Origin of the sequence: Lysinibacillus sp. NPDC093692, assembly GCF_050280125.1 — a bacterium.
Lineage (GTDB): Bacteria > Bacillota > Bacilli > Bacillales_A > Planococcaceae > Lysinibacillus.
Map to the genome: position 1 here is coordinate 1 of NZ_JBNNUW010000005.1, position 14,203 is coordinate 14,203.

The 14,203-nt window shown below is 34.5% G+C and carries 16 protein-coding genes and 1 tRNA gene; 2 read left to right on the forward strand and 15 right to left on the reverse strand.

From position 1 onward, the window contains the following. Positions 1–136: 136 nt before the first annotated feature. The 5 genes from ACQKN4_RS07070 to ACQKN4_RS07090 form a co-directional block, all read right to left on the reverse strand. Positions 137–529: a hypothetical protein gene (locus ACQKN4_RS07070; RefSeq protein WP_427483025.1), complete on the reverse strand. Its 393-nt coding sequence runs from the start codon at positions 527–529 to the stop codon at positions 137–139. A 470-nt stretch (positions 530–999) separates the two neighbouring features. After that, positions 1,000–1,194 carry a DUF7695 domain-containing protein gene (locus ACQKN4_RS07075; RefSeq protein ID WP_427483026.1) on the reverse strand — a complete coding sequence of 65 codons (195 nt, stop codon included), beginning with the start codon at positions 1,192–1,194 and terminating at the stop codon, positions 1,000–1,002. A gap of 301 nt (positions 1,195–1,495) precedes the next feature. Beyond that, entirely contained in the window at positions 1,496–3,682 is a 2,187-nt protein-coding gene (locus ACQKN4_RS07080) for a YecA family protein (protein WP_427483027.1), read from the reverse strand. 299 nt (positions 3,683–3,981) lie between these two features. Continuing rightward, positions 3,982–4,767 (reverse strand): caspase family protein, encoded by a 786-nt coding sequence (locus ACQKN4_RS07085; RefSeq protein WP_427483028.1) that lies wholly within the window; start codon positions 4,765–4,767, stop codon positions 3,982–3,984. A gap of 22 nt (positions 4,768–4,789) precedes the next feature. After that, the gene (locus ACQKN4_RS07090) at positions 4,790–5,113 is read right to left on the reverse strand and encodes a hypothetical protein (protein ID WP_427483030.1); all 324 of its coding nucleotides are present in this window, start codon (positions 5,111–5,113) and stop codon (positions 4,790–4,792) included. Between the two features lie 96 nt (positions 5,114–5,209). Here ACQKN4_RS07090 and ACQKN4_RS07095 point away from each other — a divergent pair, with 96 nt between their 5' ends. Continuing rightward, a complete protein-coding gene (locus ACQKN4_RS07095) occupies positions 5,210–5,869 on the forward strand; it encodes a site-specific integrase (protein ID WP_427483256.1) in 660 nt (219 codons plus the stop codon). A 161-nt stretch (positions 5,870–6,030) separates the two neighbouring features. Here ACQKN4_RS07095 and ACQKN4_RS07100 read toward each other — a convergent pair. Beyond that, a tRNA-Arg gene (locus tag ACQKN4_RS07100) sits at positions 6,031–6,104 on the reverse strand. 550 nt (positions 6,105–6,654) lie between these two features. On the opposite strand from ACQKN4_RS07100, the gene ACQKN4_RS07105 reads away from it, so the two are divergent. Next, on the forward strand, positions 6,655–7,320 hold the full coding sequence (locus ACQKN4_RS07105) for a hypothetical protein (protein WP_427483032.1): 666 nt from the start codon (positions 6,655–6,657) through the stop codon (positions 7,318–7,320). On the opposite strand, the gene ACQKN4_RS07110 is transcribed toward ACQKN4_RS07105, so the two are convergent. The 9 genes from ACQKN4_RS07110 to ACQKN4_RS07150 all read right to left on the reverse strand — a co-directional run bounded on the left by ACQKN4_RS07110 (position 7,317) and on the right by ACQKN4_RS07150 (position 14,044). Next, positions 7,317–8,024, reverse strand: a complete 708-nt coding sequence (locus ACQKN4_RS07110) for a YqjF family protein (protein WP_427483034.1) — start codon at positions 8,022–8,024, stop codon at positions 7,317–7,319. The two genes, ACQKN4_RS07105 and ACQKN4_RS07110, sit on opposite strands and share 4 nt — an antisense overlap. 61 nt (positions 8,025–8,085) lie before the next feature. Continuing rightward, entirely contained in the window at positions 8,086–8,265 is a 180-nt protein-coding gene (locus tag ACQKN4_RS07115) for a DUF2639 domain-containing protein (protein ID WP_427483036.1), read from the reverse strand. Positions 8,266–8,896: 631 nt separating this feature from the next. Next, on the reverse strand, positions 8,897–10,357 hold the full coding sequence (locus tag ACQKN4_RS07120; RefSeq protein ID WP_427483038.1) for a protein adenylyltransferase SelO: 1,461 nt from the start codon (positions 10,355–10,357) through the stop codon (positions 8,897–8,899). A gap of 137 nt (positions 10,358–10,494) precedes the next feature. Beyond that, positions 10,495–10,998 carry a metallophosphoesterase gene (locus ACQKN4_RS07125; protein ID WP_427483040.1) on the reverse strand — a complete coding sequence of 168 codons (504 nt, stop codon included), beginning with the start codon at positions 10,996–10,998 and terminating at the stop codon, positions 10,495–10,497. 12 nt (positions 10,999–11,010) lie between these two features. After that, positions 11,011–11,604, reverse strand: a complete 594-nt coding sequence (locus ACQKN4_RS07130) for an XTP/dITP diphosphatase (RefSeq protein WP_427483042.1) — start codon at positions 11,602–11,604, stop codon at positions 11,011–11,013. Position 11,605: 1 nt separating this feature from the next. Continuing rightward, positions 11,606–12,355, reverse strand: a complete 750-nt coding sequence (rph, locus tag ACQKN4_RS07135; RefSeq protein WP_427483043.1) for a ribonuclease PH — start codon at positions 12,353–12,355, stop codon at positions 11,606–11,608. Positions 12,356–12,486: 131 nt separating this feature from the next. Continuing rightward, on the reverse strand, positions 12,487–13,284 hold the full coding sequence (gene racE / locus ACQKN4_RS07140) for a glutamate racemase (protein WP_079563157.1): 798 nt from the start codon (positions 13,282–13,284) through the stop codon (positions 12,487–12,489). A gap of 10 nt (positions 13,285–13,294) precedes the next feature. Then, the gene (locus ACQKN4_RS07145; protein WP_053484913.1) at positions 13,295–13,747 is read right to left on the reverse strand and encodes a MarR family winged helix-turn-helix transcriptional regulator; all 453 of its coding nucleotides are present in this window, start codon (positions 13,745–13,747) and stop codon (positions 13,295–13,297) included. A 75-nt stretch (positions 13,748–13,822) separates the two neighbouring features. Beyond that, positions 13,823–14,044, reverse strand: coding sequence for a helix-turn-helix domain-containing protein (locus ACQKN4_RS07150; RefSeq protein WP_004226437.1), 222 nt, complete (start codon positions 14,042–14,044; stop codon positions 13,823–13,825). Positions 14,045–14,203 lie beyond the last annotated feature (159 nt).

Genomic DNA, 14,203 nt, shown 5'->3' on the forward strand with positions numbered 1-14,203 from the left:
AAAATGACTCCGGCAGCATACCGAAGTCATTTAATCGCTGTTTAATGTAGCAAATGGTCTTTTATTAAACTGTCTACTTTATAGGGTTCAGTTCAATAAACTGAAAAATGGACTTATTTTACACCCATAAACAGAATCATTTATGACTTTGTAAAACTGAACATTTCCTGTCTTTTTGAATTTTATTTACATCTATTTTATCTTGTAATATAAATGCATAACTTTTTATTAAGGCACTTGGTGAGCAACTGTATTCTCTCTCACAGGCTAATCGAAAACTGTTATAATCACTCCAAGGTTCCAAGTTACAATCTTTTATGAACTTTCCTGATAAATTTATTTCATTTAATATCAGAGCAATTTGTCTTCGAATGCGGTATTTATCCATTGTCATACCCACTAAAACCTTAAACCTTTTTCGAATATGATTATATGTGTACCCTTTTTTTGACTCTATTATTGCTTTATTTAGTTCTTCATGAAAATTCTCTTCTATATGCAGCACTACTTTATTTATTGCATCTAACATCTTGTAAACCTCCTATAAAATCATATCTAAAATTTTTATTAATCGTAAGCAATACTCTTCCAATTAGAAAATGAATTGCTATATTATTATAAAAAACATATAAATTTGGACTTTATAGAGAAGGATTACTAATTAATGAAAACTTGATTTTCTTATTCCTCAAGTTCCAAATTGATTAATCTTGTAAATATAATCAGCACACAACCGATAAACAGGTTACACAAGATTATAGATGGATATATAAATATAAGAAAAACTGCAATTTACAAATGAAATTGCAGTTTAAAAACATATAAATATTTATTGATTTCTGATTATAATGTTATGCTTACTAAAAGTCTCATCGATAAAGATAGACAGTTTTATTGTGCCGCTGATATACAAATTTTAATATTAAAAAGCCTAAATCCTCAACTGAATGTTAAGAAAATAAGCTTTCATCATTTCTCTATTATAACTTCATGTAACAATTATTCATATTCTGATAAATCAACAAAATGTGCTTCTGATGGATTAGAAGGGAAAATTCTTTTACTATATTCTAATCCTCCATCTATTGCTACTTTTCCACAACTACACATTTTAAAATCATGTTCTTTTTTAGATTCTATAAGATCATCGCAATGGTTACATCGAATCTTATTTCTTTTTAATTTTTTTGTCATACTCTTACCTCTATATTAATTCTAAATTAAATATCTTTAAAAGTAAATTATGCCATATTGCTGAGAAAATCAAATATTACTCTTACATTGAAGGATCAATATTTCCACTTTGAGCAAGTATAATAAACAAATAATCCCCCTTTATCAATAGCTAACATTCTGATATAAAATGTCCCTGAGATGAGATTTTCGATTTCATAACAAAACAATTAAACTTTCAAATAGTTTAATACCACAGAAAATCTAAAAGTGTATTTATGTTTAAACACAAGTAACATCAAAGGTTCTAATTCTCCTTAATTTATTTACCACAACATCTTTTGTATTTCTTTCCACTTTCACATGGACATGGCTCATTCCGGCCAATCTTAATACTTTTAATTTGTTTATTCGAACTTTCTGCAGCTTTATATAAAAATTCAAATGGATCTTTTATTAAATCATAATCGAAAAATAAAATATTATAATCATCCTCATTTACTTTTGGAATAGGTTTATAAGTTTCTTTATAGCAATCAACATATGGCTCAATCGCAATTGGACACTTCAAATACTCCTTAAACTCAGCTACGGTAGGATATTTATTTATCCAAAGATTTCGTTTAAAAACTTCTTCAACTTCTTCACCAACTGCTATCCCTTGTATCTCAGGTGCCATAAAAAACTTTAGAAGTGACGAAGAATCTATAATTTCCACACCTTTATGTATTACCGTAGAAAAGTTAAAAATATTTGTACACACCAATTTTAATATCTTACTTTCTTCTATAGGTTCATCCGGTAATTTAAAACTACATTTATCCCTTATTATTTCCCAATCATTTCTAATGACGTCTACTCTTCTTTTAACCTGATTAATTCCATATTTTATTGTATCAAAAGCATTTTTATACTGTTTTTCTGAATATGGTATTTTTAAATGCTTAAATTCAATTAGTAATAAATGGTCTTCAAACATTCCAATAAAATCAAACTCAATATCCCTACCATCATAGGCTTTAAACTCAATTTTATTAGTATTAACTTTAATATGTTGGTTAAAAGAAAGTATAAACCTTAAACTTCTTTCAAACTCGTTCCCCTTTTCAGACACATCAATATCAAGGTCAGTTGAAAGTAACTGAATAATTCTAACCATGTTCATTTGCATTATTAAAGTAGGACAAAAAACAATATTGTTTTTCCCTACATATATAAGTGGTTGAGAGAAAATATCCATTTTTGTTTTACTTCTAAATACAAAACTATCGATAACTTTCTCCGCGATTGAACGTTCAAGATTATAAAGGTTTGTAAAATGATCTATAAAATTTTCCTTTTGAATTATTGGAGCCAATTTTTTATATTGCAGTCTATCATCTTCCTCAAAATTTGATAAAGCTGATTGTTGATAAATAATTGCAAGAGTATATAAGTATTCAAATCCTTTTATGTATTCCTCAATTTTTATACCGTTATATTCTATCCTTAAATAAATATCATCTATTGAATCAATTTGAATTTTTATAATAGGCTTAATAAATTCACATGCCATAAAATATTCTTTTTTGCTTAATTTGAATAATGTTTCAATATTATTACTATCTATCATTTCACTGCACTCTTCAATATATTTAAAAGAATTAGTATTTTCTGGGCTTCTAACACTCTCTTTGTGAAGATTTACGTGATCTTGATATCTGTATCTATTAATCCCTATAAGTTCTTTCATATAATCTTCTTTGATTTGCGGTTTGAAAATAAAAAATTGTTCTTCAAGTTCATTCTTTTCTTTTAAAAGTTCCCAATCCCTATATTTAAATTTCCCCCATGTTATATTAAGTAAATTTCTTTCTGACGCTAAATGCATTATTTCCTCTAAACTTTTAATTTCATATGGCCATATTCCCTCATGATTAAAATTTTCTTGTTTCTCAATCTTTTTGCCAGTATTAAAATATAAAAGTCTAAAGAGGGTATCAGCCATTTCTAATATCGCTTCAAAATTATCGGTTAGCGACACCTTAACATCTTTTGCATTATCAGCTTTATAATTAGCCAAATCTCTCTCCATACCTGTTACGTAATTTTTTTTCAGTAACATCGTATTAGAAAGTCTATTTTGATCTTCTATATAAATACAATACATTTGTATTTGTTGTGAAAGTGTATAATCCGAAAATTCATTTTGCTCTAATCTCTCTAAATTACTTCTTGAATTTTTGTAAATACATTCAATAGCACCAGTAATTTCTAAGAATTGTTTTATAAAAGGAATAATATCTTTTTCTCTATCTAATAATTCTTTAGCAGCTAAAGTAAATGAAAGCCAAAGTGTATTGAACTTTTCTTGAGTGAAGTCCCTATTTAACGGCTCTGGCAAGCTATTGCTAAGGAGCAAAGTTTTTTTAAAATTCTTTGGGTTAGTCCCATATAAATCAACAATAATTGATGATGCTAATGCTGTATCATGATCATTTATTGCTTGTTTAAAATTATCCAAATTCACATTAATTACTCCCCTTACATTGTTGTCCTTCTTTAATACCATATATCTCCAATATATATCAATCTTTGTTCATTGTCGCCAATTGCTTCTATTACCTCTAGAATTTTTAAAATCTAGTATTTTATTTCACAGCGGTTACCTTCTTTAATCTACACTTACAACTACTTCATAAAGCACCTTTCTATCCTCCCTCACTATTAATATACCTATATTTTACATGATAATTTTAAAAGAAACATATTGATCTTATTTTAACAGTTCTAAATCACCTCTTCGAAATTAAAAATCTTACAGCTATACTAACTGGCTATTTCAGTGTCTAAAATCGGCGCTTTAAATACGAAATCTCCATCTCCTAATATGAAGCCATAATGCGGATTTTGTTGTGAATATTGATCTTTCGAAACTTTATCATATACGTAAGCCATTAAGTTATTAGCAGTTATAATACCTTCTAGATTAGCTGCATTTCCCTCTAAACCTTGCAAAAGATGTCCTGTAAAAATAGAATGACCAGGTATTGGTCCATTTGAATCAGCTACTACTTCATTTGCTTTACCTGCGGTTATTACTTGTCTAGAGCTTCTTCTCAGCATATCCTTCAAAAACCTTGTAGAACCTGTTGATAAACTTCTAGTTATTGCTAAACCACTATAACAAGCATCCATGATAAACAAAATATGTTTAGCTCTTATTAAGTCAGAACCTCTTGTTAAATCATCCCATCTAATTAAACTAGAAAAATCGTTAATATCACCATCGTGAGGTACTAATACACCTATATCTCCTCTTTGGCCTTCAAAAGTATAACCATGTCCAGCATAGAAAAAAATAATCCGGTCATCTACCTCGACAAAATCGTTTCTAAATTGGTAGAATTCAAACATTATCTTAGATTTTGTAGCTTCTTCGTTTAATAATAAAGTAATATTTTCTTCTTCAAAATCAAATTTTTCTATTAATATTTTTTTTATTCCCACAGCATCGTTACAAGCATAGCTCAGGTCATTAATATGCTTGTAATGATCAATACCTATAATAATAGCTCTACTATTCGAATATTTATTCTTATAGATATTATTCAAACTAATCCCCCTCTATTACTAACTATATTAAAAAATCATCATCATCCAAATTTTCTATGGATCTAGTAGATACTTTAGAAACTGGTCCAAAAACAAATTCATCAGTATCAGCATTCTCAATAACAAAAGTTGTATGAGTTCTATCTGGTCCGATTAAGTATTGTTCATCATGATCGAAATTTTCTATAGTTTCAGTAATAGTTGTTTTATCCGGTCCAAAATCAATTGCCTTAATACTAAGTTCATTATTCAAATAATTTAGCTGAGTTTTATTATCATAATACAATATATGATTAGTATTTAATGTTCCTTCCTCACTATAATTAACGATATATGGCTTTTTCATTATTATCATTCTCCTTTATTAATTAATTGTGGCTTAAAATTATAACAGTCAGGCTGAATAAATATACTATCTTCTGGAAAATTTAGAGCTTCTAACATTTCATTTTACCTAGCGAGTAAAAAATCATCCGAGAAGTTTCTTGATTATAAGTCGAGCCAAAAGCTTCTAAAATACTTAGCTGAGCATCGTCATGAATGTTTAGAATACCCAATGCTAATCGTTAGTTTGAGTACAGTCATACGATTTGGAGAATTAATTGGTTTAACGATTGATCATGTAGATTTAAAAGCTAGTAGAATAGCTATAGTTAGACAGTGGCAATACAAAGAGGGCGGTGGATTTAGTCCCCTTAAAAATGAGGCTAGTGAACGGAAAATTAGCGTTGATAAGCTAACTCTAACTGTCTTGAAAGAATTAATACTGAAAGTGAAGAATGATGTAGGAAACGAGAACCAGCTTGTTTTTTATCAACCCGCCCCCCCTATTCAAGTGGTAACAAATGATCGTTTAAACGATGTGTTGCGTCGCTGCATCCGTAATTTAAAAATCACACCAGTTATTACTGCACATGGGCTAAGACATACACATGCGAGTATATTGCTTTATAAAGGTATTAGTTTGCTCAATGTATCAGAGCGGCTTGGTCACGCATCATTAGACATCACAACTTCTACATATGCACACCTAATGAAAGAGCTACGAGAAAAAGATTCAAAACAAACAACAGACATTTTTGAGCGTTTATATAACGTGTAAGATCGTGTGTATAATTTGTGTAAACACGTGTATAAATCGCACCTTTTCCTAACGTTTTCTAACTTTACCCCTAAAACACAAAAAACGCCCCAAACCCTTATCACATAAGGATTTGAAGCGCTTTTACTTCGGTTCAAAATTCATCAATCTGAACCCTTCGACGTCCCAGGAGGGATTCGAACCCCCGACCGACGGCTTAGAAGGCCGTTGCTCTATCCTGCTGAGCTACTGAGACATGATGTTATTTATGTAGTCCATATCAAGGACAATATTTATTATATGTCCTTTTCACGATAAAGTCAACATTAATTTTACTATGAAGGCAAGGTTTGCCTCATTATTAATATTATATGATTTCCTGTACCTCATTATGCCATCTCTCTACTCTATTTTTGTTAAATAATACAAAGCAAAAGACTGGTGGTAGCTAACATGTTTAAAGATTTAGTAGTTGTCGTAACTGGCGGTACACATGGGATTGGACAGCTAATACGAAAGAACAGGATATCTTGTTGATCAATTCGATACTATACATATTTTAATTAATAAGGCAGGTAAATTTCAACATAAATTTTTTTATGATGTAACGATGGTGAATAAAATGATTTGATTCAAACAAATAATTTTTCACAGGCATTAATCTAATAGTTAATGGTGGGAGGACAAAGAAAATGATGTATGAAGAATAGCCATATTCACTCCTTTCATAACAATGTATTTTCATATATGGAAAAACCTCAGAGTATTCTACAGTAGAAGGAAAAACTAGAGGGAGTGGATATACATTGTACCCATATTCAAGTGGATATTACGTTAGTCCTTTAAGTGCGTTATATAAAGCTACTTCCACGCAATATACTGCACCTGTTCGCCATTTTTTATTGCCACAGAACGATTCTCGTCGCTATATCAGTCGAGCTGAAGCAGATTTTATGGCTATGAATCGGTTATTATGGATGGAGCATGTCAATTGGACGAGGATGACGATTATTAGTATAGTGTTTGGCTTACCTGATTTACCCTTTGTGCAGAAGCGACTGTTACAAAATGCGACGGACTTAGGCAATTGTCTACGTCCATTTTACGGCGACCAAATTGCTGATCGTTATGCTGAGCTGATTAAAGAACATCTTCTTATTGCTGCGCAGCTAGTAACTGCAGCTGCCAAAGGAGATACAGCAACAGCGGATGCAAAGGAAAAAGAATGGTATCGTAATGCTGACGACATTGCCAGATTTTTAAGTCAAATTAATCCATACTTGAGTATGGAGGAAGTGCAAAAAATGTTCTATACACATCTAGCTTTAACAAAAAAAGAAGCCGTGACTATGATTCAGAAAAACTATCAAGAGGATGTTGAAGTTTTTGATGACATTGAAGCAGAGGCACTTGCTATGTCGGATATGATTGCAAGCGCCATTGTTAAGCAATTTTATTACCTCTTTTATTAACGTAAATAAATCGGTTTTTTCTTTTCCAAAGTTGGCGAGAAAATTTTAGCCTGTTTACTCTTTGAATAATGAGCAATTGGTTGAATGCCTTGTATTGATTCCTTCACAAATGGCGCTATTGTATTTCTTTCAATATTAATGTGGACTCGTTGTAGCTGCCACGGCAGATGCTCTATATCTATGCGAAATAAAGAATTTTTCCATTTTGACCAAGAATGATAACGTTCCACTAACCATTTTTCAAATGTAGAACTATTTATTTCACTGGCAATCGGTTGATATGAAATTTTCAACCTTTCTGCCAGTGCACCGTAATATAAACTTGCAAACGAAAAATTGTTCTCATTTTGCTTTATAGATATTTTAGAATGGCGATATGTTAAACCGCCCTTTTTAGCTATTTGGACAATAAAGCTATCCGTAATATCTGAATTAAAAAAATAGACTCCCTTCATGCCGTTATATGTAACATATGTCCGGACATTTAGCTGCAAATAGGAATCCACTCCTGGTAATGGTGGTAGAAATCTTAGTCGTTGTCCATTAACTTTAAAAAGGACAGCACTAAGCCAAGCGTTATTTTCATAGAGATCCAATTGTAACTCTTGCGGAATGTACTGCTCTAAATCCTTAGGAGATACCGGCCAATGTAAGAACAACACATCTTGCCAAATTTGCGTCAAAACCCATGATTTACTCCACATAAGATAACTCCTTTCTGTAGTTAAATTATTTCCTACGAAGGAGTTATTCAAACGAACATGATTATTTTTGTTCTGAATCTAACGTTTCCGTGTCTTTTTCTATATATCGGTAATATAAATTGCGCAGTTCAGATTCTTTATAATTACCTAAATGACTTTTAAATTGTGGATGCACCAAAATACCATGATCTCGAAGTTGCTTTACAAACCAACCTTTTGAATACTTATGCACTGTACACATTCCCCTTCACTACTATTCATACATAGCGTATGCTCAGGAATTTATGTAGTGACTATTTTTAAAAAATAAAAAACGAAGAATTTATCCTTCGTTTTCAATGAAATTAAAATATCATATTCAGATATGGCTCTTCTACAAAACGAGGGGGTGATTTCCGTTCCGACTGGGCGCTTTGTTGTTGCTGTCGCTACGCTTTCGCACAGTGCATAGCTTCCTGGGGGCATCGGATGAGACGCTTCGCTGCAGGGTCTCGGGCCAACAGATGTCTTTTGCGCAAAAGCGTGAGTGCAACGTAGCGACAGCAGAGGTTTTTGTTTGTGCGAAAGCGCAGCGGCAGCAACAGCACGACGTTGGTCACGAAGGCGTTATCACAGCATGTGATGGTTTTAGCCTTCGTACCTCTATCGCTAATCCCCAAGGAGTCGCCCAGTCGTAACGAAGATCAACCACTTCACTTAGCATGTCCTCTGCCATATACTCAAATTTTATCGTGATAAAAAGAAATTTCAGTTAGATGCATTTTCGTGCGAAAGCAATGCATTGAGCGATATTGTTTATCTGTGCTCAGAAATACCTTCAATTAAAGCGCCACAACACTCATAAAAATTTCCTTGGCAATTGTACTTTCAATTTATGTGCCACAAAACGTGCGATATGGTTGATTAGATGGTGTTGGTAATGTCGCGTATTTCTCCTGCTCTTTAGAATGTGCAAAAGGTTGAGCAAGAGCTTCTAGTAATCGCTCCATTACACTATAGTCCTCTTGTTCAACAGCAGCCTCTAATGCTTCTTCTACTCGGTGGTTTCGTGGAATAACCGCTGGATTGTGCTCACGCATTAATTGCTGAGACATGTCTTTTGTTTCTTGCTGTCTTTCTAGTCTTGCTAGCCAATTTTTATGCCATTCTTTAAATTCTTCTGTATTAAATAACGCTGATTCAGTGAATTTTTCAAAGGTTAATGCGATAAATGTATTCGTATAGTCTGCTTGATGTTGTTGCATTAACTTTAAAAGTTCTTCAATAAGTGCTACGTCCTGATCTTCTTCGTTGAATATCCCTAGCTTTGCTCGCATACCTGCTACCCAGTTTGCATAATACAATTGAGGATATTGCTTTAGAGCCTCTTGAGCTACTTGTATAGCTTCTTCCTCATCCTCATGGATTAACGGTATTAATGATTCGGCAAATCGTGTTAAATTCCATCCTCCGATATTAGGCTGGTTACCATATGCATAACGACCTTGTCGATCAATCGAGCTAAATACTGTCGCAGGATCATAAGTATCCATGAAAGCGCATGGACCATAATCAATTGTCTCCCCACTAATGGTCATATTATCTGTGTTCATGACCCCGTGAATAAAACCAACTAGCTGCCATTTTGCAATAAGAGACGCTTGTTTCTTTATAACTTCTTGTAGTAGGGTTAAATAACGATTTTGAGCTTTATCAGCATTGGGAAAGTGCCGTTCTAAAGCATAATCTGCCAATGCTTTTAGCTCCTCCTCCGTTCCAAAATTCGCTCCATATTGGAAAGTTCCAACACGCAAATGACTGCTTGCAATACGCGTTAAAATTGCACCTGGAAGCTCTGTTTCGCGGAGAATCGTTTCGCCTGTAGTCACGACAGCTAAACTTCGAGTAGTTGGAATGCCAAGTGCATACATAGCTTCACTCATAATATATTCACGTAGCATTGGACCAAGTGCTGCTCTGCCATCTCCTCTGCGGGAATAAGGCGTTCTTCCTGAGCCTTTTAGTGCGATATCAAAGCGTTCATGAGCTAGTGTTAGTTGTTCACCTAATAACAGTGCTCTTCCGTCTCCTAGCATATTAAAATGACCAAATTGATGCCCTGCATAAGCTTGTGCAATGGGTGTGCCTCCGGTCGGATTGGAGTTACCTGCAAAAATTGCTACCGCTTCTTCGCTTTGCAGAGCATTGCTGTTTAATCCAAGTGAATTGGCTACTGATTCATTTAACATGATTAACTTTGGTGAGCAAACTGGATTTAAATTGATTGTTGTATAATAAATGCTTGGTAGGCGGGTATAGCTATTATCAAAATTCCATCCCATTTTATTTTCCATGTTTTCTCCTTCGTATCGTTTATATTTATTTTTTCTACTTCATCATAAACAATTCATAGCCATTTTTACCATTTGTACTGATTCTGGGATAAAACAAAAACGCTTAGAGTTTCTATAACTTAAGCGTTTTTGTTTCATCATTTTCGCATAAACTTGTGGGTGGAAAGACAGCTATTATCATCCGTAAAGAACTTTACTTCAAAATAAGTATCTTCAACCTCTACAAGGGCAAAGCTTTTTTCTTTACGACCTCGTGGTTTTAATAAGCTCCCCGGATTTAAAAATAATACATCATCAATCATTTCCGCCCCAAGAACATGAGAGTGACCAAAGCACGCAATTTGCGCGTTTACTTCTTTGGCACGATAGGATAAAGACAAGATAGAAGTTTTAACATTGAATAAATGGCCATGTGTGACAAAGATTGTAGCATCCTCTAAATCGAATACTTCCTCATCAGGGAAAGCTTTATCAATGTCACAATTACCTCGCACTTTCTTCATTCCCTCTAATGCTTTATGAGAGAAAGGAAGCTCACTATCTCCACAATGAATGACTGCATCGACATTTGGGTAAAAGCCACGAACTTTTTCAATCACATTACTATCGCCATGTGTATCACTCATGACAAGTATTTGCATGGATATCACCTCTTATTTTATAAGATTAGGTAATTGTTCCTTTAACTTACGAATCGCATTCCCACGGTGGGAAATTGCTCCTTTTTCATCGGCTGAAAGCTCTGCCATCATGCGGTTTAAGCTTGGGACAATGAAGACTGGGTCATAACCAAATCCGTTTGTGCCACGTTTTTCGTGAGCAATAACACCTTCACAAGTACCAAAAACTGTTGTCGTCTCAAAACCAGGCCCTGCAATAGCAATGCAACAGCAAAAGCGTGCTGTACGCTTTTCATCCTCAACATTTTTTAAGTTTTCTAGTAGTTTAACCATGTTTGCTTCATCATCATGATCACCAGCATAACGTGCAGAATACACGCCTGGTTCACCATTTAATGCATCCACAGCTAAGCCACTATCATCAGCAATAACAATTGTACCAAGCTCTTTTGCTAATGTTTCTGCCTTTAGGATAGCATTTTCCTCAAAGGTAGTGCCTGTTTCGTCTATTTCCATCTCTGGGGCAACATCAAACATCGTTACAACTTCATAGCCAAGTGGTCCAAATAACGCTTCGAAATCTTTTGCTTTTCCTTTATTTTTTGTCGCAATTACTACTTGTTTCATGTTATTCATTACCTCCCACTTTGTTAGCTAATTCACCTAGTGTCTCTTTTTGAAGTGAAATCAATTGTTGAATGCCCTTTTCACCTAACTCCAGTAGTTCATTTAACTCTTCACGAGAGAAGGTTGCTTCTTCACCTGTACCTTGAAGCTCAACAAATCGTCCTGCTCCTGTCATGACGATATTCATATCTACAGCAGCAGCGACATCTTCTACATAGTTCAAGTCTAAAACGGCCCCATGATCCTCTACAATACCAACACTTGTTGCAGCTAAATAGTCTGTTACTGGGAATTTTTTTAATTGTTTTTCTTCAGCAAACTTAGCAATTGCCTGTGTCATCGCTACAAATGCTCCTGTAATTGAAGCTGTACGTGTCCCGCCGTCTGCTTGAATCACATCACAGTCAATCCACACAGTTCGTTCACCAAGTGCTTCTAAATCCACGACTGCACGTAATGCACGACCGATTAATCGTTGAATTTCCATTGTGCGGCCATTGACTTTGCCACGAGAAGATTCGCGTGCTGTACGCTGTGCTGTCGCACGAGGTAGCATCGAGTATTCTGCAGTGATCCACCCTTTGCCCTGTCCACGTAAAAAACCAGGAACCTTATCTTCAATCGTTGCTGTACAAATTACTTTCGTATTACCTACTTGAATTAAAACTGAGCCTTCTGGGTGCAATAAATACTCACTATCTATTTTCACTGGACGCAGTGCATCTACATTTCTTCCATCAAATCTTGTCATATTTTTCGTTCCTCCTAAAAACTTTCGCGCACTCATCTTAACATAATTTTGATCTTCAAAAAAGTGCTCATTCCCTATGTACCATGCTAAAAACGTCAAAAATCAGCCTAGCTCATAGCTAAGCTGATTTTTTATTTTAATGTCATACGTTTTATTTGAAGAGTACCTTGCTCAAGCCAATTTTCAGCAATTGAACGGAAAATTGGCACAGAACCCGTTGCATAAAATCTATGAACAGGCACAGTGTCTGGGTCAGCCAAAGTGCCATTATAAGCAAGCATTTCTTGAACATCCTTTGCTGTTTCCTCTGCGGAAGATAGCACAAAAACTTCTTCTCCCACAACAGCTTCAATTTGTTTTTGCAAAATTGGATAATGCGTACATCCTAGTATTACCGTATCAAATTGTTCATTTTTCAGTGGCTTTAAGCCTTCCGCAATTAATTCATTTGCAAATTCACCTTTATATTCGCCACTTTCTACAAGTGGTACGAATGTTGGACAAGCAAGTGGAATAATATGAGTTGACGTATTCAGTGATAATAAGGCTTCCTCATACGCCCCACTTTTAATTGTTCCTTCAGTTGCAAGCACAACGACTTCATGTCGCTTCGTTTTCTTTACAGCTGCACGTGCGCCAGCATTAATAACGCCTAGTACCGGAAAAGGCATATTTCTTTGTAAACTTTCGAGTGCTACTGCAGTCGCTGTATTACAAGCAATGACGAGCATTTTGATATTCATTTTTTCTAGTGCTTTAGCCATTTGCCAAGTAAAATTCCGCACTTCTTGTCGAGTTCTTGGACCATACGGACATCTTGCTGTATCACCAATGTAATAGATCGTTTCATTTGGTAATCGCTTCATTATTTCTTTTGCTACGGTTAAACCGCCTACTCCTGAGTCAATAACGCCTATCGGGGCATTCATACTTTCCGCCTCAATCCTGTTTCATGTGTACATGTAGTTTTTCTAAATAGCTTGATAATTGCGCGACTTCTTGTTCGTTAAAACCAACAAGCTTCTCTTGCAAATATTGCTGTCTTTTTTCAATAACCTCTTGAATAATACGTTCGCCCTTTTCGAGAAGATGAACAACAACGACACGACGATCATTTTCGTCACGCACTCGCTTCACTAATTCATTTTTCTCCATACGGTCCACTAAATCTGTTGTTGTACTAAAAGCTAAGTATAGTCGATTTGACAGGTCGCCAATTGTTATATCGCCAAGCTCTTCTAACCACTGTAATGCAACAAATTGTGGCGGCGTAATCGCATATTGCGAAACAATCTCTCTTCCTTTTTGCTTCACAATCGCCGCTATATAGCGTAATTCCTTTTCAACCGTTGCAACGGTTTCAGGTGAGTGTTTTGTTACTTCATCCGACATATAACTATTTCACTCCTAAAAATACGTTGAATAGTTCTATTTTGTCGTTTTTTTTCTAAAATAGCAAGTGTCCTTTTAGTCTAATTTAAATTCTTCTAAGCGTAACAGCTCAATTAACGCTTGAGATCGATTTGTTACACCTAACTTTTGAATTGTATTGGAAATGTGATTTCGCACTGTTTTTTCACTAATACCTAGTTGCTCTGCAATATCCCTCGTTGTTTTTTCAGCTAATAAAAGCGCAAATATTTCACGTTCTCGGTTTGTTAAAAGAGAACGATGATGAGAGCCATTCATTTTCAGTTACACCCTCCTCCCCCGCACGTATTGTAACTTATGTTAAGGAATGAGGAGCGGTGACGGCTATTTTCATTAATATCTCGTGTTTCCTAAAAAAAATCGGAAATTGCTTCCATAAAAGAATAAATTCAATGGGAAAATGCAATTTCAACCGTC

Bases quoted from the DNA above. Each gene is read 5' to 3' on its own strand.
- ACQKN4_RS07070 (WP_427483025.1), bottom strand. From the start codon at position 529: ATGTTAGATGCAATAAATAAAGTAGTGCTGCATATAGAAGAGAATTTT.
- ACQKN4_RS07075 (WP_427483026.1), bottom strand. From the start codon at position 1,194: ATGACAAAAAAATTAAAAAGAAATAAGATTCGATGTAACCATTGCGAT.
- ACQKN4_RS07090 (WP_427483030.1), bottom strand. From the start codon at position 5,113: ATGAAAAAGCCATATATCGTTAATTATAGTGAGGAAGGAACATTAAAT.
- ACQKN4_RS07110 (WP_427483034.1), bottom strand. From the start codon at position 8,024: ATGTGGAGTAAATCATGGGTTTTGACGCAAATTTGGCAAGATGTGTTG.
- ACQKN4_RS07115 (WP_427483036.1), bottom strand. From the start codon at position 8,265: ATGTGTACAGTGCATAAGTATTCAAAAGGTTGGTTTGTAAAGCAACTT.
- ACQKN4_RS07120 (WP_427483038.1), bottom strand. From the start codon at position 10,357: ATGGAAAATAAAATGGGATGGAATTTTGATAATAGCTATACCCGCCTA.
- ACQKN4_RS07125 (WP_427483040.1), bottom strand. From the start codon at position 10,998: ATGCAAATACTTGTCATGAGTGATACACATGGCGATAGTAATGTGATT.
- ACQKN4_RS07130 (WP_427483042.1), bottom strand. From the start codon at position 11,604: ATGAAACAAGTAGTAATTGCGACAAAAAATAAAGGAAAAGCAAAAGAT.
- rph (WP_427483043.1), bottom strand. From the start codon at position 12,355: ATGACAAGATTTGATGGAAGAAATGTAGATGCACTGCGTCCAGTGAAA.
- racE (WP_079563157.1), bottom strand. From the start codon at position 13,284: ATGAATGCCCCGATAGGCGTTATTGACTCAGGAGTAGGCGGTTTAACC.
- ACQKN4_RS07145 (WP_053484913.1), bottom strand. From the start codon at position 13,747: ATGTCGGATGAAGTAACAAAACACTCACCTGAAACCGTTGCAACGGTT.
- ACQKN4_RS07150 (WP_004226437.1), bottom strand. From the start codon at position 14,044: ATGAATGGCTCTCATCATCGTTCTCTTTTAACAAACCGAGAACGTGAA.